Origin of the sequence: Pasteurella skyensis, from assembly GCF_013377295.1 — a bacterium.
Lineage (GTDB): Bacteria > Pseudomonadota > Gammaproteobacteria > Enterobacterales > Pasteurellaceae > Phocoenobacter > Phocoenobacter skyensis.
The window spans coordinates 174,026-196,433 of record NZ_CP016180.1 but is presented as its reverse complement, the minus strand read 5'-3'; the positions used below and the strand labels follow the sequence as shown (position 1 = coordinate 196,433).

The 22,408-nt window shown below is 35.6% G+C and carries 23 protein-coding genes; 8 read left to right on the top strand and 15 right to left on the bottom strand.

The annotated features are described in order from the left end of the window. Positions 1-26: 26 nt before the first annotated feature. Positions 27-2,921 carry an RNA polymerase-associated protein RapA gene (gene rapA, locus A6B44_RS00925; protein ID WP_090922199.1) on the top strand — a complete coding sequence of 965 codons (2,895 nt, stop codon included), beginning with the start codon at positions 27-29 and terminating at the stop codon, positions 2,919-2,921. Positions 2,922-2,928: 7 nt separating this feature from the next. Next, positions 2,929-3,594 carry a bifunctional tRNA pseudouridine(32) synthase/23S rRNA pseudouridine(746) synthase RluA gene (rluA, locus tag A6B44_RS00920; RefSeq protein WP_090922197.1) on the top strand — a complete coding sequence of 222 codons (666 nt, stop codon included), beginning with the start codon at positions 2,929-2,931 and terminating at the stop codon, positions 3,592-3,594. A 125-nt stretch (positions 3,595-3,719) separates the two neighbouring features. Here the strand turns inward: rluA and A6B44_RS00915 are convergent, their stop codons facing one another. Then, on the bottom strand, positions 3,720-3,971 hold the full coding sequence (locus tag A6B44_RS00915) for a helix-turn-helix domain-containing protein (protein ID WP_090922195.1): 252 nt from the start codon (positions 3,969-3,971) through the stop codon (positions 3,720-3,722). A 104-nt stretch (positions 3,972-4,075) separates the two neighbouring features. On the opposite strand from A6B44_RS00915, the gene A6B44_RS00910 reads away from it, so the two are divergent. From A6B44_RS00910 to A6B44_RS00895, 4 genes are all read left to right on the top strand, one after another. Then, a complete protein-coding gene (locus tag A6B44_RS00910; protein ID WP_090922193.1) occupies positions 4,076-4,717 on the top strand; it encodes a hypothetical protein in 642 nt (213 codons plus the stop codon). A 195-nt stretch (positions 4,718-4,912) separates the two neighbouring features. After that, positions 4,913-6,859, top strand: a complete 1,947-nt coding sequence (locus A6B44_RS00905) for a bifunctional 2',3'-cyclic-nucleotide 2'-phosphodiesterase/3'-nucleotidase (RefSeq protein ID WP_090922191.1) — start codon at positions 4,913-4,915, stop codon at positions 6,857-6,859. A 145-nt stretch (positions 6,860-7,004) separates the two neighbouring features. Then, positions 7,005-7,814, top strand: coding sequence for a DNA ligase (locus A6B44_RS00900; RefSeq protein ID WP_090922189.1), 810 nt, complete (start codon positions 7,005-7,007; stop codon positions 7,812-7,814). Positions 7,815-7,876: 62 nt separating this feature from the next. After that, on the top strand, positions 7,877-8,200 hold the full coding sequence (locus tag A6B44_RS00895; protein ID WP_090922187.1) for a zinc ribbon domain-containing protein YjdM: 324 nt from the start codon (positions 7,877-7,879) through the stop codon (positions 8,198-8,200). A gap of 63 nt (positions 8,201-8,263) precedes the next feature. On the opposite strand, the gene A6B44_RS00890 is transcribed toward A6B44_RS00895, so the two are convergent. From A6B44_RS00890 to frdA, 8 genes are all read right to left on the bottom strand, one after another. Then, the gene (locus A6B44_RS00890) at positions 8,264-9,562 is read right to left on the bottom strand and encodes an adenylosuccinate synthase (protein ID WP_090922185.1); all 1,299 of its coding nucleotides are present in this window, start codon (positions 9,560-9,562) and stop codon (positions 8,264-8,266) included. 122 nt (positions 9,563-9,684) lie between these two features. Continuing rightward, complete coding sequence (gene hflC / locus A6B44_RS00885; RefSeq protein WP_090922183.1) at positions 9,685-10,572, bottom strand: protease modulator HflC; 888 nt, start codon at positions 10,570-10,572, stop codon at positions 9,685-9,687. Beyond that, positions 10,572-11,786, bottom strand: a complete 1,215-nt coding sequence (hflK, locus tag A6B44_RS00880; protein ID WP_090922182.1) for an FtsH protease activity modulator HflK — start codon at positions 11,784-11,786, stop codon at positions 10,572-10,574. Before hflK ends, hflC begins: the two co-directional genes overlap by 1 nt. A 137-nt stretch (positions 11,787-11,923) precedes the next feature. Continuing rightward, entirely contained in the window at positions 11,924-12,532 is a 609-nt protein-coding gene (locus A6B44_RS00875) for a ComEA family DNA-binding protein (protein WP_090922180.1), read from the bottom strand. 87 nt (positions 12,533-12,619) lie between these two features. Further along, positions 12,620-12,964: a fumarate reductase subunit FrdD gene (frdD, locus tag A6B44_RS00870; RefSeq protein ID WP_090922178.1), complete on the bottom strand. Its 345-nt coding sequence runs from the start codon at positions 12,962-12,964 to the stop codon at positions 12,620-12,622. An 11-nt stretch (positions 12,965-12,975) separates the two neighbouring features. Continuing rightward, on the bottom strand, positions 12,976-13,380 hold the full coding sequence (gene frdC / locus A6B44_RS00865; protein ID WP_090922176.1) for a fumarate reductase subunit FrdC: 405 nt from the start codon (positions 13,378-13,380) through the stop codon (positions 12,976-12,978). A gap of 10 nt (positions 13,381-13,390) precedes the next feature. Further along, positions 13,391-14,179 (bottom strand): succinate dehydrogenase/fumarate reductase iron-sulfur subunit, encoded by a 789-nt coding sequence (locus A6B44_RS00860; protein ID WP_090922174.1) that lies wholly within the window; start codon positions 14,177-14,179, stop codon positions 13,391-13,393. A 3-nt stretch (positions 14,180-14,182) separates the two neighbouring features. Beyond that, positions 14,183-15,982, bottom strand: coding sequence for a fumarate reductase (quinol) flavoprotein subunit (frdA, locus tag A6B44_RS00855; protein WP_090922172.1), 1,800 nt, complete (start codon positions 15,980-15,982; stop codon positions 14,183-14,185). A gap of 243 nt (positions 15,983-16,225) precedes the next feature. On the opposite strand from frdA, the gene epmA reads away from it, so the two are divergent. Next, entirely contained in the window at positions 16,226-17,209 is a 984-nt protein-coding gene (gene epmA / locus A6B44_RS00850; RefSeq protein WP_090922170.1) for an elongation factor P--(R)-beta-lysine ligase, read from the top strand. Positions 17,210-17,295: 86 nt separating this feature from the next. On the opposite strand, the gene A6B44_RS00845 is transcribed toward epmA, so the two are convergent. The 6 genes from A6B44_RS00845 to A6B44_RS10900 all read right to left on the bottom strand — a co-directional run bounded on the left by A6B44_RS00845 (position 17,296) and on the right by A6B44_RS10900 (position 21,402). Next, positions 17,296-17,997 carry a lipoprotein gene (locus A6B44_RS00845; RefSeq protein ID WP_090922168.1) on the bottom strand — a complete coding sequence of 234 codons (702 nt, stop codon included), beginning with the start codon at positions 17,995-17,997 and terminating at the stop codon, positions 17,296-17,298. Positions 17,998-18,000: 3 nt separating this feature from the next. After that, positions 18,001-18,288 carry a hypothetical protein gene (locus A6B44_RS00840; RefSeq protein ID WP_090922166.1) on the bottom strand — a complete coding sequence of 96 codons (288 nt, stop codon included), beginning with the start codon at positions 18,286-18,288 and terminating at the stop codon, positions 18,001-18,003. Between the two features lie 128 nt (positions 18,289-18,416). Continuing rightward, positions 18,417-19,250 (bottom strand): radical SAM protein, encoded by an 834-nt coding sequence (locus A6B44_RS00835; RefSeq protein ID WP_090922164.1) that lies wholly within the window; start codon positions 19,248-19,250, stop codon positions 18,417-18,419. 77 nt (positions 19,251-19,327) lie between these two features. Next, positions 19,328-19,489, bottom strand: a complete 162-nt coding sequence (locus tag A6B44_RS00830; RefSeq protein WP_176673433.1) for a hypothetical protein — start codon at positions 19,487-19,489, stop codon at positions 19,328-19,330. Between the two features lie 181 nt (positions 19,490-19,670). Beyond that, positions 19,671-21,212 carry a YjjI family glycine radical enzyme gene (locus A6B44_RS00825; protein WP_090922160.1) on the bottom strand — a complete coding sequence of 514 codons (1,542 nt, stop codon included), beginning with the start codon at positions 21,210-21,212 and terminating at the stop codon, positions 19,671-19,673. A 64-nt stretch (positions 21,213-21,276) separates the two neighbouring features. Beyond that, entirely contained in the window at positions 21,277-21,402 is a 126-nt protein-coding gene (locus A6B44_RS10900) for a hypothetical protein (RefSeq protein ID WP_256211148.1), read from the bottom strand. A gap of 158 nt (positions 21,403-21,560) precedes the next feature. Here A6B44_RS10900 and A6B44_RS00820 point away from each other — a divergent pair, with 158 nt between their 5' ends. Next, the gene (locus tag A6B44_RS00820; protein ID WP_090922158.1) at positions 21,561-22,346 is read left to right on the top strand and encodes an MOSC domain-containing protein; all 786 of its coding nucleotides are present in this window, start codon (positions 21,561-21,563) and stop codon (positions 22,344-22,346) included. The last annotated feature ends 62 nt before the right edge of the window (positions 22,347-22,408 follow it).

Below are 22,408 nucleotides of genomic sequence, written 5' to 3'. Positions count from 1 at the left end.
TAATGAGTCAAATAATGGAGTAGAGTATGAGTTTTATGATTGGACAGCGTTGGATCAGTGAAAGTGAAAATAACTTAGGATTAGGTATTATCACAGAAGTTAACAAGCGCAGTGTGAGTTTAAATTTTCCAGCAGCTAACGAACAACGAGTGTATGCTATTGATGCAGCTCCTTTAACTCGTGTTACCTTTCAAAAAGGTGATGTCGTTAATAGTATGGAAGGGTGGTCACTCAAAATCTCTGATATTGCCATCAATCAAGATATTATTCTCTATTTCGGGCTTCGTAGTGATACAAATGAAGAGGTCGTGCTACCAGAGATGCAACTTGATCATAAAATTAGTTTTAGCAAACCTCAAGATCGTCTATTTTCAGCACAAATTGATCGTAGTGACCGTTTTGCCTTGCGTTACTACGCACTCCGACATCAGCAGGCTCAATATCTGTCACCTTTAAGAGGAATGCGAGGCATTCGAGCCAGTTTAATTCCTCACCAATTACATATTGCGAAAGAAGTCGGTAAACGCCTTGCGCCTCGTGTATTACTCGCTGATGAAGTGGGATTAGGTAAAACGATTGAAGCAGGAATGATTTTACAACAGCAACTGTTTTCAAGCCGAGTCAATCGTGTATTAGTCCTTGTTCCAGAAAGTTTGCAACATCAATGGCTTGTTGAAATGCTACGCCGTTTTAATCTTAATTTCTCATTATTTGATGAAGAACGCTGTAGTGATTTTAGTTTAGATGAAGAAACGGGTATTGAATTAAATCCTTTTGAGAGTGAATCTCTGGTTATTGCCTCTATTAATTGGCTTGAAAATTCTCCAAAACGTGCAAAACAAGTCCTTAATACTGATTGGGATATTTTGATTGTGGATGAGGCTCATCATTTGGAATGGAGTGCAGAAAATCCAAGTGTTGGCTATCAATTTGTAGAACAACTTTCCCTACGCATTCCATCTATTTTATTGCTTACCGCAACCCCTGAACAACTAGGGCAAGAGAGTCATTTCGCTCGCCTTGCACTGCTCGATCCTGATCGTTTTTATGATTATCAAGCCTTTGTGGAAGAACAAGTGCAGTATCAACCTGTGGCAAATGCAGTCAATACGCTATTAAATAATGAACCTCTTAGTTCAGCGCAACAAAATAGTATCAGTGATTTGTTACCAGAAGAAGATGTAGAACCTATATTTCGTATTATCAATGGACAATCTGATCCAGAACTGCAATTGGAAGTCCGTCAAGAGTTAATCAACAAACTGATTGATCGTCACGGCACTAGCCGAGTCTTATTCCGTAACACTCGTGTTGGAGTAAAAGGCTTCCCGCACCGTATCTTTAATCAAATTACGGTGACTATGCCAGAGCAGTATGTCACGGCATTACAAAGTGATGAAGCACAACAAATTGAAGATCTCCTCTACCCTGAAAATTTATTATTAAACAAAGATCCTGATATAAAATGGAGGGAGTTTGATACTCGTATCGATTGGCTGATTGCTTTTTTAAGTCAACACAAAGAAGAAAAAATTCTCGTTATTTGTAAACAAGCCAATACCGCTATTCAATTAGAACAAATTTTGCGAGAGAAAGAAGCTATCCGCTGTGCTGTCTTCCACGAAAAAATGTCTATTGTTGAACGAGATCGTGCTTCTGCCTATTTTGCTCAACAAGAAGAAGGGGCTCAAGTTTTAATTAGCTCTAGTATTGGTTCGGAAGGACGCAACTTTCAATTTGCTCGTAATCTGGTACTCTTTAATTTACCTGATAATCCTGATTTATTAGAACAGAGTATTGGTCGTTTAGATCGTATCGGACAGCGCTTTGATATTCAAATTTTTGTTCCTTGTTTTGAAAACTCCGCACAAATGCGATTAGCTCAGTGGTATCACGAAGGATTAAATGCCTTTGAAGAAACCTGTCCGATGGGAAGTGCTATTTTTGCAAAATTTTATCAAGATCTGACCGCTTATTTATATGATCCACAACGAGATGGATTTAATGACTTTATTGCCGTCACCTCGCAGCATCAACAAAAGCTAAAAGCAGAATTAGAAACAGGGCGAGATCGTCTATTAGAACTCAATTCTAACGGTGGTGAACAAGCTCAACAGTTAGCCCTTGATATTGCCGCTGAGGACAATGCGCCTCAATTAGTCAGCTTTATCCTAAACTTATTTGATATTATCGGATTAGAACAAGAAGATTTAGGCGAACAAAGCATTGTTATTACCCCAACGGGGCATATGCTAGTTCCTGATTTTCCAGGTTTATCTGAAGAAGGAAAAACCGTTACCTTTGACCGACAACTTGCATTAATGCGAGAAGAGGTAGAGTTTTTAACTTGGGATCACCCAATGGTGCGTAATGGTATTGATTTAATTACCTCTGGTGATATTGGTAAAAGTGCTATTTCACTGCTAGTAAGTAAACACTTACCAGCTGGAACTCTATTGTTAGAAACCATTTATGTAGTAGAAACACAAGCTCCTAAAGCACTGCAATTAACACGTTTCTTACCGCCAACACCTTTACGTATATTATTAGATAACAAAGGCATCAATATGGCAGATCAAGTCTCTTTCTCAGGCTTAGAGAAGCAATTAAAACCACTAAACAGACAAATGGCAACGAAGATTGTCAAAATGGCACGTAGTGAAATTGAAAAACTGCTGTCATTAAGTGAACAAGCGGTTGTTTCAAAAGCAGAAGCACTGATTCAAGAGGCAAAACAGACTGCCAATCAGACCTTAAGTGCAGAGTTACACCGTTTAACCTCATTACAAGCCGTGAATAAAAATATTCGTACCGATGAAGTGGAAGCCTTAGAAAAATTAAGGGAAGAGTCTCTCACTCAATTAGAACAGGCTAACTGGCGTTTAGATAGCCTACGTGTAATTATCAGCAATCAAGGGTAACCCATTAATGGCACTGATTGAATATAATCCACCTACAGAACCTTACTTAGAAGAAATTTACCGTGATGATTACATCACGGTAATCAACAAACCCAGTGGACTACTTTCTGTTCCAGGGGCTAAACCAGAATATCAAGACAGTGCAATGTTTCGTGTATTGCAAAAATATAAATTTGCCCAGCCAGTACATCGCTTAGATATGGCAACAAGCGGTCTCATTTTATTTGCATTAAGTAAAAATGCTGAAAAAGAGCTAAAACGCCAATTTCGAGATCGTGAGCCAGAAAAGCATTACCAAGCCTTATTATGGGGAAACTTTGGGGAAGTTGGAGAAACTGGCACAATCAATTTTCCACTAATTTGTGATTGGGAAAACCGTCCACGCCAAAAAATTTGCTATGAAAAAGGTAAACAAGCGGTCACATTTTATGAAGTTCTTGCACATTACCCTAACAACACCACAAGAGTAAAACTCACGCCTCACACAGGGCGCTCTCATCAGTTGCGACTACATAGCCTTGCACTCGGACACCCAATTATTGGCGATAAATTTTACGCAAACCCTTTAGCCAGGAGCCTTTCACCTAGATTGTGCCTACACGCTCAAATGTTGACTATAACCCATCCTGTTACAGGAAAAAGAATGCGATTTGAGAGTGACGTGCCATTTTAGGTTTTATCTGTTTTAGCATTATTTTAGTTCAGTGAACACCAATACCCCAAATATCGTTCACTGAACCTGTCGGAGTGTTAGGTGTTTTCACACAAACCCAATAACCAAGTTCAAAAGCTGATAAGCTATGATAGTATTTTCTTTGATAGTTCATCATCTGCAAATAAAAAAGCAACTGGAATATCTAATACCTTTGCAATATTACTCAGCGTTTGAAAATCGGGCTGATGGATACCTTTTTCATAACGATTAATTCGTGTACTTGCCACAAATTCATCTAATCCTATCGCAATACCTAATTTCTCTTGGGTAAATCCTTTTGCTTTCCTTGCTTCTTTAAAACGTTTAGAAAAAATCACTTGTAAATTATTGGACATAACATAGCCTTATCGCAAAGCTACGAATATCGTATATTTTTGCTTGATTTTTACTACGTATATCGTAGTATTTGCATTATATATTTATTAATGAGGAGTAGAATATGAAATATCTGTTATTACCACTTATCATAGTTCCATTACTCACCTCAACCGCTGTAGCAGAAAATAACTGCTATAAAGCGATACTAGGAAAAATGGTATTACCTCTATGCGATTCATTCAGTGAGACAACTCGTAAATTATTAAAAAAAGGATTTGATCTTAAAATACAACAGGATAGCTATGGCTCTTATGGTGACACTTCTTTTGCTAATTTTGAGAATGATACAATAAATATCCATATTGCGGCATTTAAAGAAAAAATATACGCAATGGAAATATATAAAAAATATTATATTAAACCGAATTACACAGGTATTTTAAAACAATTGATCGCAAGAAATCATTCTCAAAAACCACTACTACATTCAAACTATGTGCGAGCCAGTTTTTACCATTGGAAAGAATGGTGTTGGGGTGAGTGTACTTATAATCAAGGTTATCATTATGCATATGGAGATAAACCATTGAATTATAAACAAGACAGTTCTCACTATATGGCATTTAAATACTTACACACACCGAGTGATGGTCTTTATGAAATTCATATAGAGTTAAGGAATCAAAAAACAGCTAACGCCAGTAAAAAAGCCTATCAACAATATAATAAAAGCGAAGAAGAAAAAACGAGAAATGAATTTTAGTCATCAAAACAATACTAGTTTTTCATATGATCATTATTACTTACGTAACAAACAAGCGGTCACATTTGATAAACTTTTTACAAAATGTCACTAAAATCACATTATTTAGATAATTTTGTGATCTACCTCTCAATAATTTATGTTTAAATAGATTAAAATTGCACTCCCTTTATTTTGTATAACAGGAGCTCTAAAATGAAAACAACCTTAAAGCCATTGGCTTTTATTACCCTTGCGATCTTTGGTACGGCAAGTGCTGAAACTTTAAATTTACGTATTATTGAAACCACTGATTTGCATACCAATATAATGGATTATAACTATTATCGTGATAAACCAACGGCAGATTTAGGTTTGGTGCGTACAGCATCTTTAATCAAACAAGCTCGCAGTAAAGTACAAAATAGTGTGCTGGTAGATAATGGAGATCTCCTACAAGGTAGTCCTATGGGCGATTATATTGCTGCAACAGGAATAAAAACTATACACCCTGTTTACAAGGTAATGAATGAACTGCATTACGATGCTGCAAATATTGGAAACCACGAATTTAATTATGGATTAGATTTCTTAAAAACATCCCTTAAAGGTGCCAATTTCCCTTATGTAAACTCAAATGTTTTTGATGCAAAAACAGGTAAACACTTCTTTACACCTTATATTATAAAAACACATAAATTTAAGGATCAAAAAGGCAATGCGCAAATCGTTAAAATTGGTTATATCGGTTTTGTGCCACCTCAAATTTTAGTTTGGGATAAGAAAAACCTTGAAGGAAAAGTTACTGTTAAAGATATTAAAGCAACGGCTGAAAAATTAGTGCCTGAAATGAAAGCAAAAGGTGCGGATGTTATCATTGCGATCCCTCATTCAGGTATTTCTGCTCAAAAACATACCCTAAATGCTGAAAATTCTGCCTCTTACCTCGCTGATGTGAAAGGTATTGATGCCATTGCATTTGGTCATTCACACGCCATTTTCCCAAGTACTGATTATGCAAATATTGAAAAAACAGATATTAAAAACGGAACCATTAATGGTGTTCCTGCTGTAATGCCAGGGCGTTGGGGAAGCCATATTGGAGTAATTGATTTAACGCTTTCTAATGATTCTGGTAAATGGATGGTAGCAGATGGACAATCACAAACTCGTGCCATTTGGAATAAAAAAGAACGTAAAGCATTAGTGGAAGGTGAGCAACATTTACGTGACGTAATCAAAGAGGATCATAAAGGTACTCGTGATTTTGTTAATCAGCCAATAGGTAAATCTGATGCGCCAATGTATTCATTTTTAGCATTGGTACAAGATGATCCGACAGTACAAATTGTGAATTTAGCACAAAAAGATTATGTAGAACGCTTTGTACAAGGCGACCCAAATTTAGCGAACATTCCTGTATTATCTGCGGCGGCTCCATTTAAAACTGGAGGACGTAAAAACGATCCAACTAATTATACTGAAGTGGAAGCGGGTAAATTAACCTTTAGAAATGCGGCAGATTTATATCTTTATCCAAACACATTAGTAGCATTAAAAATTAGTGGTCAAGAATTAAAAGAGTGGTTGGAATGTTCAGCAGGTATGTTTAATCAAATTGATCCAACGAATAAAAATGAGCAAGCTTTATTAGATTACGATGGTTTTAGAAGTTATAACTTCGATGTCATTGATGGTGTTAATTATCAAATTGATGTCACTCAACCAAAACGTTATAACGGTGATTGTAAATTACAAGATCCTAAAGCAGAGCGTATTGTGAATTTGACTTATAAAGGTAAAGCAGTTAAACCAACTCAAGAATTTTTAATCGCAACCAATAACTACCGTGCTTATGGTGGTAAGTTTGCAGGAACGGATAAAGCGCATCTGGCTTTCTCATCACCAGATGAAAACCGTAGCATAGTCGCAGACTATATTCGTCGAGTTTCAAAAGAAAAAGGACAAATTTCACCATCAGCAGATAACAATTGGCAATTTAAACCAATCAAAGCAGCTGATTTAACATTAATGGTTGAAACGTCGCCAAGTGATAAAGCAACAAAATTTGTGGAAACAAATAGTCGCTATCCAATGAAAGCAATGGAGCTTGATGATAATGGTTTTGCTCGTTATTACATTGATTTAAGTCGTTTGAAATAAACTTAAATTTTTGTAAATTTTGATCAAGATCGTACCGCTTAGTTTGTTAAGTTTTGCGATCTTGATCGAGAAACAGGCTTTTTTCCCTGATTTTTAATCCTTCATTTTTTATAGTAATCCCTATTTCACACTCAATGAGATTATTATGTGGCGATTACTGTTACCTTTTGTTTTTATTCCTAATTTACTGGCTCAACCTCTTGATTTGATGTTATTAGAAAAATATCAAAATCAATCTATTGAAGGCTGGGTGATGAGCGAAAAATTAGACGGCGTCAGAGGTTTTTGGGATGGCAAACAGCTTCTTAGCCGACAAAATTATCCCCTTTCTGCTCCTGATTATTTTACTGAAAACTTTCCACCGTTTGCCATTGATGGCGAATTATTCAGTGAAAGACGTCAATTTGATAACATTTCTGCCATCATAAGAGGCTCTCAGCCTCAACAATGGCAAAAATTAAAGCTTTATGTTTTTGATGTTCCCAATGCAAGCGGTGACTTGTTTGATCGTTTACGCCAATTAGATGACTATTTGAAATCTCACCCCACCCCCTATATTGAAATCATTAAACAAATTCCAATTCAAGATAAAGCACATTTAACTCACTTTTTTGAACATATTAAAAAATCAAAAGGGGAAGGTATTGTTATTCGTAATCCTCAAGCTTCTTATATTAATGGTCGCTCAACACAAATCTTAAAATTTAAAGCCGTTTATGATGATGAATGTACGGTAACGGCTCATCATCTCGGTAAAGGAAAATATCAAGGAAAAATGGGCTCTGTTAGCTGTTCAAATAGCTACGGTAAATTTAAAATTGGATCAGGTTTTTCAGATAAAGATCGTGCTAATCCACCCGCTATTGGCTCTGTGATTACTTATAAATATCGTGGATTTACGTCAAAAGGTAAGCCTCGTTTTGCCACTTTTTGGCGAATCCGACAAGACAACTAAGCTGAAAAGCAGTACAATATTGCTTTTATTTTTAACTTTCTATTAGTTTTTAAGGATTATTTATGGAATTTCCAATTTGCCCAAAATGTAGTAGTGAACATACCTATCACGATTCAATCCAATTTGTTTGCCCTGAATGTGCTTATGAATGGACTGGTGAAGAGGTAGAAAATGATGATGAAGATCAGTTAATTGTAAAAGACAGTAATGGTAATTTATTAGCTGATGGTGATGACGTTATTTTAATTAAAGATTTAAAATTAAAAGGTTCATCACAAGTATTGAAAAAAGGCACAAAATACAAAAAAATTCGTTTAGTTGATGGCGATCACGATGTAGATTGTGGCAAGATTATGCTGAAATCAGAATTCTTAAAAAAAGCATAGTTTAGATTCACCAATAAAAAAACCTACGATTAAATCGTAGGTTTTTTTGTTCTCTATGTTTAATTAAGCATTAAACGGATCATCAAAAATCATTGTTTCTACACGATCTGGACCTGTTGAAAGAATCGCAATAGGTACACCTACTACTTCTTCAATACGTTTAATATAATCAATCGCAGCTTGTGGTAATTCATCACGATTAGTCACACCAAAGGTATTTTCGTCCCAACCTGACATTGTTTCATAAATTGGTTCAACACCTTCCCAATCTTTCGCTGCCATTGGTGCATACTCAACAACTTTGCCATTTGGCATTTTGTAGCCCACACAGATTTTAAGCTCTTTTAAGCCGTCTAATACATCAAGTTTAGTCATACAAAAACCTGAAATTGAGTTGATTTGCACGGCACGACGTACTGCCACTGCATCAAACCAACCACAACGTCTTGCACGACCTGTTGAAGCACCAAATTCATTTCCACGTTTGGCAATTGTTGCACCCACATCATCAAATAATTCTGTAGTAAATGGGCCACTTCCGACACGAGTACAGTAAGCTTTAATAATACCTAATACATAATCAAGATTACGAGGGCCAAAACCAGAACCCGTTGCAACCCCACCAGCAGTGGTATTTGAACTGGTCACAAATGGATAGGTTCCGTGATCGACATCTAACATTGTGCCTTGTGCACCTTCAAAAAGGATATTATCACCATTTGCACGAGCTGTGTGTAATAAGGTTGTGATATCTTCTACCATTGCGGTAATGACATCAGCCACAGCGAATACATCATCTAAGGTTTTTTGATAATCAACTGGTTCAGCTTTATAGTAATGCACCAGTTGGAAATTATAATAATCTAAAATATCTTTTAATTTTTCAGCAAAGTGCTCTTTATCAAAAAGATCGCTGACACGTAAACCACGACGAGCCACTTTATCTTCATAAGCTGGCCCAATTCCACGCCCAGTAGTACCGATTTTATTTTTACCTAACGCATTTTCACGCGCATTATCCATTGCAATATGGTAAGGTAAAATTAAAGGGCAAGCCTCAGAGATTTTTAAACGTCCACGTACATCCACACCACGAGCTTCAAGTTCCTTCATCTCAGTCATTAATGCTTCTGGTGAAAGCACGACACCATTAGCAATAATACAAGTTACATTATCACGTAAAATACCTGATGGTATTAAATGAAGAACAGTTTTTTCTCCATCAATAATTAAGGTATGTCCTGCATTATGTCCACCTTGATAGCGAACGACGTATTTTGCACGGTCTGTTAATAAATCAACAATTTTACCTTTTCCTTCGTCACCCCATTGAGCACCAAGGACTGCTACACTTTTTCCCATAATTAAAACGCCTCCATTTATGGATATATTGATTCTATTTGTTATTGCTGTTGTTTTCTTTCATTATTAGATACAACAGTAAAAAACCCAATTTCAATAAATTGGGCTTTATTTAGATACTTCTATTTTGTAGGAGCTTGCATAAAGCGGAAAAATTCACTATTTGGTTTTACCAACATCATATTATTTTTTCCTTCTGCAAAACTAGCCTCATATGCTTTTAAGCTACGCATAAAGCTATAAAACGCTGGCTCTTGCCCAAAGGCATTTGCATAAATTTTCGCTGCTTTTGCATCGCCTTCCCCTTTTAATTCAGCTGCCTTTTTATTGGCATTAGCTAAAATTAAAGTGACTTTTTTATCTACATTCGCACGAATAAACTCTGCTTTTTCTTGTCCTTGTGAACGATGTTCTTTAGCTACTGCATTACGTTCTGCACGCATACGTTGATAAATAGACGAAGAAACTTCATTAGGCAGGTTGATCTGTTTTACTCGAACATCGATAACAGCAATACCTAGTTTCTCAGCACTGTCACTACCAATATTTAATGCTTTTTGAGCATCTGCCATCAATTCGCCTCGTGAACCAGAGACAATATCTTTAATAGTGCGAGAACCTATTTCAGAACGTAGTCGATCATTTACTTTACGTTTTAATAGATTTGCTGCTTTGTGATAGTCTCCACCCGTCGACATATAAAACTGTCCAAAATCACTAATTTTCCATTTTACATAAGAATCAACAAGTAAATCTTTTTTCTCAACTGTTACAAATCGGTCTTCTGCACCATCTAATGTCAAAATACGTGCATCCAACACTTTTAGATGATCAATAAATGGTAATTTGAAATGCAAACCTGGCGTATACACAACAACTTTATGCTCGGAATCACGATGTACTTTGTTAAAACGTAACATAATACCGCGTTGTCCTTCTTGTACCACAATCAAAGACTGATAAAGAGCAAAAATAATAACGGCAATGATAGGTAATAATAATTTACGCATTATTCAAATCTCCCTTTACGAACTGAGTCTCTTACCACTTCTTCTTTATGTTGTGAAACAACAGAAGGTGTTTCAATCACACTAGTCGCTGGTAATGATTCTGTATTTGATTGTTCTTGTTGGTTTACTTGATTGTTAGATGACACAGATTTTGACATTAACTTATCAATAGGTAGCATCATTAAGTTATTACCTTTATTATCTTCCATCATTAACTTCGGTGTATTTTTCATCACCTTTTCCATTGTCTCAAGGTAGAGACGCTCTTTCATTATGTCTGGAGCAAGTTTATATTCAGTTAAAAGTTGTGTAAAACGAGAGGTTTCCCCTTTTGCGTTTAATACCACTTTTTCCTTATAACCATTCGCTTGTTCTAAAATACGTTGTGCATTACCACGAGCAATCGGTTCTTGACCACGTGCATAGGCTTCTGCTTCACGAATTAAACGTTGTTCATCTTCTTGTGCTTTGATTGCATCATCAAAGGCATCTTTCACTTCTTCTGGTGGACGTGCATATTGGAAGTTTACGTCAGTGACTAATAATCCCATATCATAGGTTTTAATAATATCACGTAGTTCTTTCCAAGTTTTTTCACGTACTACTGCTCGCCCTGTGGTTAAAATATCATTCATTGTCATATGACCAATAACATAACGCAAAGCACTGTCTGTTGCTTGCTTTAAACTATCATCAGGATTAACAACATTAAAAAGATATTTGGCAGGTTCTTCAATCAGATACTGAACTGTCATTTCAACAGAAACCATATTCTCGTCTTGTGTCAGCATCGAACCTCTCGTATTTAATTCAGATACTCGCTCAACATTAATTGGAATAACTTTATCAATAAAAGTTGGTTTCCAGTTAAGACCTGGCATAACAATTTCATTTACTTTTCCAAAACGAGTCACTACACCACGTTCTGCTTCTTTAATAGTATAAAAACCAGATCCTGCCCAAACTAAAATGGCTAGCCCTAAAGCTATAGGAAGTAATTTTGTAAATTGAGGTTGTGGATTATTAGGTGTATTTTCACCACCCTTTCCTTTCTCTTTAAAACTACCTAATTTTTTTAATAAATTATTAAAAGCTTCCTCAAGATCAGGAGGTTGTTGGTCACTTTTGGGTTGCTTTGGTTCTTGCTGATTTTCAGGCTTTTTATCCCCTGGTTTTCCCCAAGGATCTTGATTACCTGACTCATTCCACGACATAAATTTCTCCGTTGAAATATTCTTGTATGTAAACGTCTGATTGTACCTATTTAATTAGGTTTTGGCTAGAGGGTAAAATACATAAAAAAACCTAGTGCCATAAACACTAGGTTTTTCAATCTCATTTTTATTTTTAATTAAAATTTTACAAAAGATTTAATATTCTTAATAGTTGCAGCACCAATGCCTTGCACATTTGAAAGTTCGGTAATGTTTTTAATTTTACCTACCTTCTTACGATAAGAAATAATCGCTTTTGCTTTTTTAGGTCCAATACCCGCTAATTGCTGTAACTCTGTCGCTGTTGCAGTGTTGATATTCACTACTTTAGACATTTTCTTTGTTACTTTTTTAGTTTTCGATTTCTTTGTATTCGCTACTTTTTTCACAGAAGATGCTTTCTTTTCTGTTTTCGCTTTTTTAGACTCTGCTTTATTTTTCACGCTGTCTGATTTTTTACTCACCTTCTTAGATGTTGCTTTTTTTGCATTTTTCTTTGAAGATGTGACCGCTTGTTTACTTGATTTCGTCTTAGTTTTTGATGATTTCTCAAGTTTTTTCGCTTTTTTCGTTTTTTTCGCTTTCTTAACCTGCTTCGTTTTTTTCACTTTTTTCGATTTTTTCTTCGCTATCTGAGATGTTTTTTGTTTCTCTGCTTTAGAAGAATTTGAACTCGGTGCTGCAAACGAGACCGTCGAAACGGCTGTAGCAAGAACCAAAATCACAAGTGTTTTTAAAAATTTCATATAAATTCCTTTAATTAAATAAAAAATTGCATAAAAAAATGGTGCCCCAACTTTGTCAGACCACCATTTTGCCTAAAAGTTCTACAATTAAATATTAATTACAGCAAATAGTACTAAAACACTATATAAAATAGATAAACCATAGAAGATTATTCCACTTGCTGGTAAATGCACTTTAAAATCGTGTAATCCGTGATGAATACGGTGCATTGCTCCCCAAACAGGGAAGATCAAGAACCCTAAAATCACTAATTTACCAAACCAACATTGTGAAAATGCCACTAGATTTTCAACACCACCATCAATTAAACCAAGTGGTAACAAAAAACCAATAATTAGCACTAATATAGGGTAGAACATTGCACTGACCGTTGTGCCAGCACCAAAGAGTAGCCATACAACAGGCTCATCAGAACGTTTAATTTCTTTCATTTTCTCCCCCATTAAATATACATCAACACTAAAATCACAAGGCTAACGAATGCTGTTGCACCCCATAAGGCACCTGTAATAATATTTGGATTGATACGTTGATTTTTAACAATAATATTGAGTACTTTTGGTGTCATAAAGTAATAAGTAACCGTATTTAAAATTACAGCACCCAGTGTGATAATATTAAAAATTACTACTACAGGATTTTGTAGAAATGGAATAAAGTTTTCTTTTACATCTTCTACGCCACCACCTAAACAGATCACACCATAAAGTAATACTAAACAAAACCAAAGCGTTGGAACTGCTGTTGCTTCACGAGCAATATACAATTTGTAAAAATCTAACTTTTTCCACCACGTTGGCGTTATTTCACGCACATAAGTTTTGCGTTTACTTGTTTCAGTCGTCATTTTACACTCCTTATTTCTTTGGTTTTAACATTGAAATCACGTAATCTTTCGAGCTTTCAACTTTACCTTGGTTTACCGCTGAGGCTGGATCCACGTGTTTTGGACATACTTCTGAACAATAACCCACGAAAGTACAACTCCATACCCCATTCTTACCATTGATTACTTTCATACGCTCTGCTTTACCACTATCACGGTTATCAAGGTTATAACGGTGTGCTAATGTTAATGCTGCAGGACCAACAAACTCAGGGTTTAAACCAAATTGTGGACAAGCCGCATAGCATAAACCACAGTTGATACACATTGAGAATGTGCGGTATTTTTCTAACTGCGCTGGAGTTTGTTTAGTACGTGTTTTTTCAAGTTCAACACGTGCATCTGCAAACTCTTTATCATCAACAGGCGCTTCCAACTCAGGGGCTTTATTATCAATAATATAAGGTTTGATCGCTTCTAAACTTTCAATAAAGTGGCTTAAATCTACGACTAAGTCACGCTCAATTGGGAAGTTTGCAAGCGGTTCAATGCGCATATAACCACTGTAATCACGCAAGAATGTTTTACAGGCTAATTTAGGTTTATTGTTTACCATCATTCCACAAGAACCACAGATCGCCATACGGCAAGACCAACGATAAGAAAGCTCTGGCTCTTCTTCATCTTTAATATAGCCAAGTGCATCAAGAAGTGAAGTTTGGCTATCATAAGGTACTTGATATTTGGTTAAATGAGGTTCGTTATCTTTTTCTGGATTATAACGAAGCACTTCAACAGTCATCATTTTTTGTTCTGCCATTTTCTACTCCTTAGCTGCTTTTGCGGCTTTCTCAGCAGCTTCTGCCGCATCGGCCTCTGCACCATAAACACGTTTGGCTGGCTGAGATGTAGTAATTTTAACATCGCTGTATTTAATGGTTGGTGCACTATCTTTGTTATAGTAAGCCAATGTATGTTGTAAATATTTCTCATCATCACGTTCGGTGTAGTCTAAACGTTGATGAGCCCCACGAGATTCTTTACGCTCCAACGCTGAAGATGAAATTGCTTGAGCAACATCAAGAATATAACCCAACTCAATTTTGTATAATAAATCAGTGTTAAATACGCTTGAAGTATCTTTGATACTGATTTTTTTGTAACGCTCTTTAAGTTCAGCAATTTTATTAACTGTAGTTTGCATACTTTCTTCAGTACGATAAATACCACAGCCTTCTTCCATTGAATCACCCATTTCATTACGAATTTGTGACCAAGATTCGTCACCTTCTTGATTAGCCAATTCGTGCACACGTGCCACAATATCTTTAGCCTGAGCATCAATGATTGCTTGATTTGCAGGTGTTGCTTCAGAAGCAACTCGAGCAGCACTTTCTCCCGCCACTCTACCTAAAACAGCTAATTCAGCCAGTGAGTTTGAACCTAAACGGTTTGCTCCGTGTAGCCCTGAAGAGGCACACTCACCCACTGCAAATAAGCCTTTAATAATAGTTTCAGCTTGCTGATTAACTTCAATACCACCCATTGTATAGTGAACAACTGGACGCACTGGAATTGGCGCTTCCGCTGGATCAACCCCTTCATAAGCTTTAGATAATTCACAAATAAATGGTAAGCGCTCTTGTAAATATTTTGCTCCCAAATGACGTAAATCAAGGTGAACAATATCCACACCTTTAGCTGTTTTAAGGGTATTTCCTTTTTTCCACTCTTGCCAGAATGCTTGTGACACTTTATCACGAGGACCTAGTTCCATATATTTATTTTCAGGCTTACCAACAGGTGTTTCAGGTCCTAGACCGTAGTCTTGTAGATAGCGATAACCATCTTTATTCACAAGAATACCACCTTCCCCACGGCAACCTTCTGTCATTAAGATACCTGTATTTGGTAATCCTGTTGGGTGATATTGAACAAATTCCATATCACGTAATGGAACACCGTGACGATATGCCATAGATAAACCATCACCTGTTACAATACCGCCATTGGTATTGAAACGGAATGCACGACAACCACCACCAGTGGCAATAACCACAGCATTTGCATTGATTTGAACGAAAGTGCCTTCCATCATATTCATTGCCACACAGCCACGAGCTTGACCATCATCAGTAAGAATATCTAATACAAAATGCTCATCAAAACGAATAATCTGAGGATATTTAATAGAGGTTTGGAAAAGAGTATGTAATAAGTGGAAACCTGTTTTATCTGCAGCGAACCAAGTACGCTCAATTTTCATTCCACCAAAACGACGCACGTTTACACCGCCGTCATCTTTACGACTCCAAGGACAACCCCAACGTTCAAGTTGTGTCATTTCAACTGGAGAATGCTTAACAAAATATTCTACAACATCTTGTTCACATAACCAGTCCCCACCTGCCACAGTATCGTGAAAGTGTTTTTCATAAGAATCAGTTTCTTTAATTACTGCCGCTGATCCACCTTCTGCAGCCACAGTATGGCTACGCATTGGATAAACTTTAGAAATTAAGGCTATTTTTAAATTTGGGTTGGCCTCTGCAGCTGCGATTGCTGCACGCAAACCGCCACCTCCAGCACCAACAATTGCTACATCAACATTAACAGTCTTCACAATATACTCCTACTCTTCTTAAAAAAATGTTCTATATTAAAATCTTACCTAGTGTAGATTTTGCCACTTTTTTAACTAAATTTATAACTTTTATTGATGATTAATGACTATTTTGTGATCTATCTCAAATTGTGAAATCACTCTTATTAATGTACTGATAACCACTCGCAATTAAAGGGGTTTTTATCTAAAAATGATAGTGTTACAATCCACATATTATTTTTTATCAAGCGGGTAGATTTTATGGAAAATTTGCAATTAGATAATATAGATTGGAAACCAACAGCGCCTATTTCTAATTTATTAACACGTTCAAAAACAATAGCGAGTATTCGTAAATTTTTTACAGAGCGAGGGTTACTCGAAGTAGAAACACCTCTCCTAAGCGAGTTCTCAGTAACGGACATCAATTTAGCTACATTTAAAACACAATTTAATGCGCCATTTTATGATGATTCAAAAACGCTATTTTTAATTACCAGCCCTGAATATCATATGAAACGCCTCTTAGTGGCTGGCTCAGGCCCTATTTTTCAATTTTGTAAAGTATTTCGTAATGAAGAAGAGGGAAGTAAACATAACCCAGAATTTACTATGTTAGAATGGTATCGTCCTCATTTTGATATGTATCGTTTAATCAATGAAGTGGATGATTTATTACAACATATTTTAGATTGTGAGCCAGCAGAATCCTTAAGTTACCAATTTGTATTCCAAAAGTACGTAGGCTTAGATCCTCTTTCAACATCGAAAAAACAGTTAGTTGATAAAGCCCGTGAACAGGGTTTTCAATGTGATGATGATGAAAACAGAGATGTCTTACTGCAATTTTTATTCAGTGAAATCGTTGAGCCAAATATAGGCAAAGAACGTCCTGTCGCAATATACCACTTCCCTGCAACTCAAGCTGCTTTAGCTCAAATTAGCTCGGAGGATCACCGTGTCGCAGAACGTTTTGAGTTTTATTTTAAAGGTCTTGAACTTGCCAACGGTTTTCATGAATTACAAGATGCCGATGAACAAATTAGTCGTTTTGTACAAGATAATATACAGCGTGAAAAAATGGGTTTAGCGCCTCAAGAGCTTGATGTGCGTTTTCTTGCAGCATTAAAAGCAGGGATGCCAAATTGCTCTGGTGTTGCATTAGGCGTGGATCGTTTATTAATGCTCGCAATGAATGCCGAAAATATTAGTGAAGTCATTTCTTTTGGAATAGAATCAGCATAATAGCGATGCAATAGCGGTAAGATGTAATAAAATTTTTGCAAATTTTGAGTAAGATCTTACCGCTTAGTCAATTATACGAAAAAAGCCTATTTGGTCGTCATATTTTGATTAGCATAAGGGCAAGACAATGCTAAAAAAGGATACATATATTTTGTGTTCCGCGATACCGTCTTTACTCCCGTTACAATGCTTGGCACACGATTTTTATAAATACTATCTAATGTTTTCATATCAAAAGTAGGATAATTTTGCTTTTCTCCTTGTTCAAATTGAAATTGTGTCCCAATATAGGCAACTTGAAAGGTTTGATCTTTATTGATTGAAAATTGTAACACTAAATCCATTTCTGTTTTTTTAGGATTATTACTTTCAGACATCTGAAAATAGGTATCAACATTCATTCCTATCTCTTGTGTCCAAAACTTCTTTCCTTCATCTAATTCATCTTTAAAATTATTTTGAAGAGAGAAATCAATCAACGCAGTCATTTGTTTACATATTTGATTACCACCAGCTTGAAGAAATTCTGATTGTATATTATCAGACCAAAATAGTTGCTCTTTAACACTCTCTGTTAATGGGCAAGTGGCTTGTACTATTTTTGTACCATTATCCGCTTTAAAACTTTCCCATTTCACAGATTTACAGCCTTTATAATTATCAATTGCTTCCCCAACTGTTAAGGTTTTATTTAGCTCTAATATACCATTCTTTACAGTATCAATATCATTGACATTGCAAGCAGTCAAAAAAGCTGTCATTCCTGCAATGAAAATAAATTTTTTCATTGTTTACTCCGATATTTTAGTTATAAATTGAATTGCACTATTTAATGATGCGATGTGTGAAGGGTTTTGCTCTTTTTCTGTTAATGCTTTATGTAAAAGTGCTGTTAATAACGCATTTGCGTAAGTTTTATTAAGAAAAAAAGGAGTAAGGCGATTATGAGATGAGGGATATTGATTATTCCAATGAAGTCCAATTGCTCTTGCTTCATCATAATAGCCTTTTATCAATATTAGCCCATCATCATTGTAAACTTCTTCAACGTCCGTCCAAAAAGATACCATTTCTTTCATTTTCAATCTCCATCCATCATATTGTGAAAACACACAACAAATTGTACAAAAAAAAACAATCGAGCAAGATGGAATAATAAAGAGGGGATTTTCTATCTCTTCACATAAAAAATAGGGAATATTACTTTCTAATAAATTTTTACGACGTTCTCAAATCCACACTGTTTGGCATAATTAGCCAAATGATCTATTTCATCAGTAGTTGGAATATAAGGAGCTAAGCCATCAGGATCTCTTGTACCTTTATTATGCACTCGGATTATTTTGAAAATAACTTCTTTTGGAGGGTTTAACTGTGCCACTTTTTCAATCAATAATTTTTCATCAAAAAAACCGTTGATCATTACTAAGCGAATTTCTTCCACTTTATCCAGTTTGAGTAATTTTTCTAAATTCTCTAAATTACGTTGTAGGTTTTCTTTTTTGATATGGTTGATGGTTGGAATAAGTTGAGTTGGCACTTTACCCGCTTGATTTTTACGATCAAAACACAGTGTTTGTAAACCGTCACCAATCCCTTTCAAATCAAATAAAAATTTATCGGTAACCTCAATAAGTTCTGCGGTTTTATCGTAATCAAAAAAACCACAGCTATCTAAATAACAAGTTAATCCTTGCTCTTTTAGAGCATTAAATAATGGCACTAATTTTTTATAATGGATGGTAGGCTCGCCGCCTGAAACCGTTACACCACGAATAAAAGGCACAGCGTCCATTACCTGTTGGAATAGATAATCTAAACTGACTTTTTTACTTTCATCGGTATAGCGAGGAATAGTTTCAGGGTTGTGGCAATACAAACAATTTAGCTTGCAACCTTGTAAAAAAATACTGGTACGATTACCCATTCCCTCTACATTTGAAAAGGGGATAATCCGATGTAGAGGGAGGGTGATTTCGCTAAGTGGTTTACTATCAAGACTATTCTCTCTAAATCTGTAACCCAAATTTGTGTGGTTCATCAGACACGAAACTCCTATAAATACGTAGTCAGAAGTTGAAGTAAATTAGGAGAAAGATTTTCTCCTTTTAATTCAGCTTACTTCTGTTTCTTCCAAGTGCTATATCTGAGTGGGTCAAAAGATTCCAATTTATTCTTCTTTACTTTAAAATATTTTGGTGTCTCATTTTCTATATTTAAAGCATAATAATAGACTTCATCTTCCCCATACAACCACCAATCTCCTGAACCATCATTCATTTTAGTCGCCTTAAAAGTAAAAATGCTACTCTCATCTGGTATAAAATAGCTCTTTTCAATAAGTAGTTCCCAGATATTAGGAAAAAACTGTGTGAAAAACATACTATAAAATAGAGCTGGAATGATAACTATCAAGAAATACTTAAATTTATTATTTCTTATAAAACACATTCTTTTCACTTTATTTTGTATTTACATCTTTTTCGTCACGTAATTGACGATCAAAGACTTGGGCACATTCATCTGTACCTGAACCAAACCAAGTGGTATCACGCATTACGGCTTCGCCATTACGGAATTTTTCCACTTCGCTTTTCTTCACAAGATAACCTGTTACACGAATTAAATCGGTATTTTTAAGGTAGGTTGTGATATAGCGATAGCCATTAGCAAATGCGCCATCAATAATATCCACCACCGCATCTAAATGATCGACATAGGTTTGATCAAAGGCGAATAGATCCCCTGTGCCTGATGGGAAATATTTATGATAAGGGGCGGATTGTTTTAAGTGTGGCAATAATGACGGCTCTTGTCCTACACGAATTCGGTGTGCAGGGTTGTTCGCTTTATCTTCTTCATTAATACTTGCTCCGACTTGAGCGTGTAGTAGATAACGTCCGTTGGTACGCTCTACATAAACACCTTTGTGAGCGTTGGTGATGTCTTCTAATTTATCCATAATGGCAGTGGCAATTTCTTCACCACGTTCACTTTTACCAAAGGTTTCATCGATGCCCTCACATTGTAATAAATGGTTGGTGGCATCAGCTAAACCAACAATTGCAAGCATACTAGTAAAGTTATGAGGTTCTAAAAAGCCTTCTTTAACTAAGAAGTCGGTTTTAAAGAAATTACTTTCTTCCATTAAGAATTTATGGCGTTTATCCATTGTAGAAAGAGCTAATTTTGCCACTTTTGGTAATAAATGATTGACCATTTCATCAACAGTTTTACAAGCACGTCCGATTGTCCCTAAACGTAAACGAGTTAAGGTATAAGCACCACCACATTCAGGTAAGGCATTATAACAACTTGCGATACCGTATGCTTCCCCCAGTTCTGATTTGTAATAAGGATCGTTAGCAAAGGATGGTTTTGATACTAATAAACAGGCTTTCGCTGCAAGCTCAGCAAATTCTTGAGAAGTTTGTGCTTTGTCATAACGAATGGTCATATTTGGGGTTGGGTTTTCAAGCTCAATCACTGCTTTTAAGATTAAGCGTCCTGCTTTGGTATCCACTGGTCCAACGTTAGCGTGGCAGAAAGAATCTGGGACAGTTTTATCCACGTGATTTAAGAAACGTTTAATTTTAATGTAATCTTGTTCTTCATCAGTGATAAAAGGATCAAGTAATAGATCAAGACGACCGATATACACAGGGAAAGTGGTAATTGACGGCACGTGGGAATAAATAATCAACAAGCCGTCTAACACTTCATCTAAATTCGTTGGCACAGGCAAATCTAAAAACTGACACCCTTTTTGTATATACACATTATAATCAGGCAAAATGTAGCGTGGACGATAAATCGCATAGCCTTCATTCAAATCACAAATCATATGATTTTCAATATAGCTATATTCTTCTTCAGTATAACCTAACAGCTCTTTTGGATTGATTAATCGTTCAGCAATATTAGCCAGTAACATTCCTTTTTGCTGACAAGTTAAGGCATCGGATTTTACGGTATCTAAAATATCTTGAATGGTCGAGTGCATTTTTCATTCCCCTTTTGATTAAATTGTTAAGAAAAGCAAATTGCTTGAACCTAATAGAATATTGTTATTTTTCACATTTTTGAGAGGTTTCATTATAGCTCCCACCACTATCTAAACATGCATCTTTTTTATCACAAGCAGTAAGCATAAATCCTGCAATTAATATTAAAAGAAATGTTATTTTTTTCATTTTTTATCTCCTTACTTTTTGTGAGTTTAATTGATGAAAATATAGCATAGAATTTCATCTCTTTTCAATAATTTGAAAATTTTTAACAAAATTTAACCACTTCATTTCTTTTCTGTTATGATGAGAAATACTATTTCTTCATTTTTAAAGGTAACAAAATGGTTATTTCTCAATTATGGATTTATCCTATTAAGTCTTGTAAAGGGGTTGCCGTTTCTTCGGTAGATTTATTAGAAAGTGGTTTGCGTTATGATCGAGAGATGATGATTGTAGATGACGTTGGAAAATTTGTTACGCAGCGTAGTGATAAAATTTTAGCACATATTGATGTTGAATTACCTAATGAAAAAAGCGTTCAACTCACTTTTAATCAAGATAAGATAACATTTGAAAAGCAATATATTTTTCCTGTCAATACAACTGTTTGGAAACGTGATATTCCTGCTTTTGATCAAGGTGATGAAGTCGCTGATTTTCTGAGTGGAATTATTGGGCGTAATGTTCGTTTATTGGCGACTCGCCCTATTGATACACTAAATGCCCAAAAAAATATTTTATTTCAAGATGGTCAAGCGGTACATTTATTAACAGAATCTTCATTAAATCATATTCAGCAATTATTACCTGATTGTGATATTGATGTAAGACGTTTTCGTCCAAATATGGTAATTGCTAAAAATAAATCTGATGAAATCTTAGACGCTTTTAGTGAAGATAATTGGCAAAAAGTTTCTACGGAACAGATTGATCTCACTATTACAAAATTGTGTGAACGCTGTGCTATTCCGAGTATTAATCCTCAAACACTGGATAAAGAAAGAGCGGTAGATAATTATTTGAAACAATACCGTATAATTGATAAAAAACCGATGTTTGGTGTGTGCGGTTACGGCTCTAAGTTAGGTACATTAAATATCGGTGATACTATAATAGTAACTGAATAAATCGCTGAACGAAATAAATTTAGATTTGAAGTATTAATTGGTAAACTATATCAACATTTTTC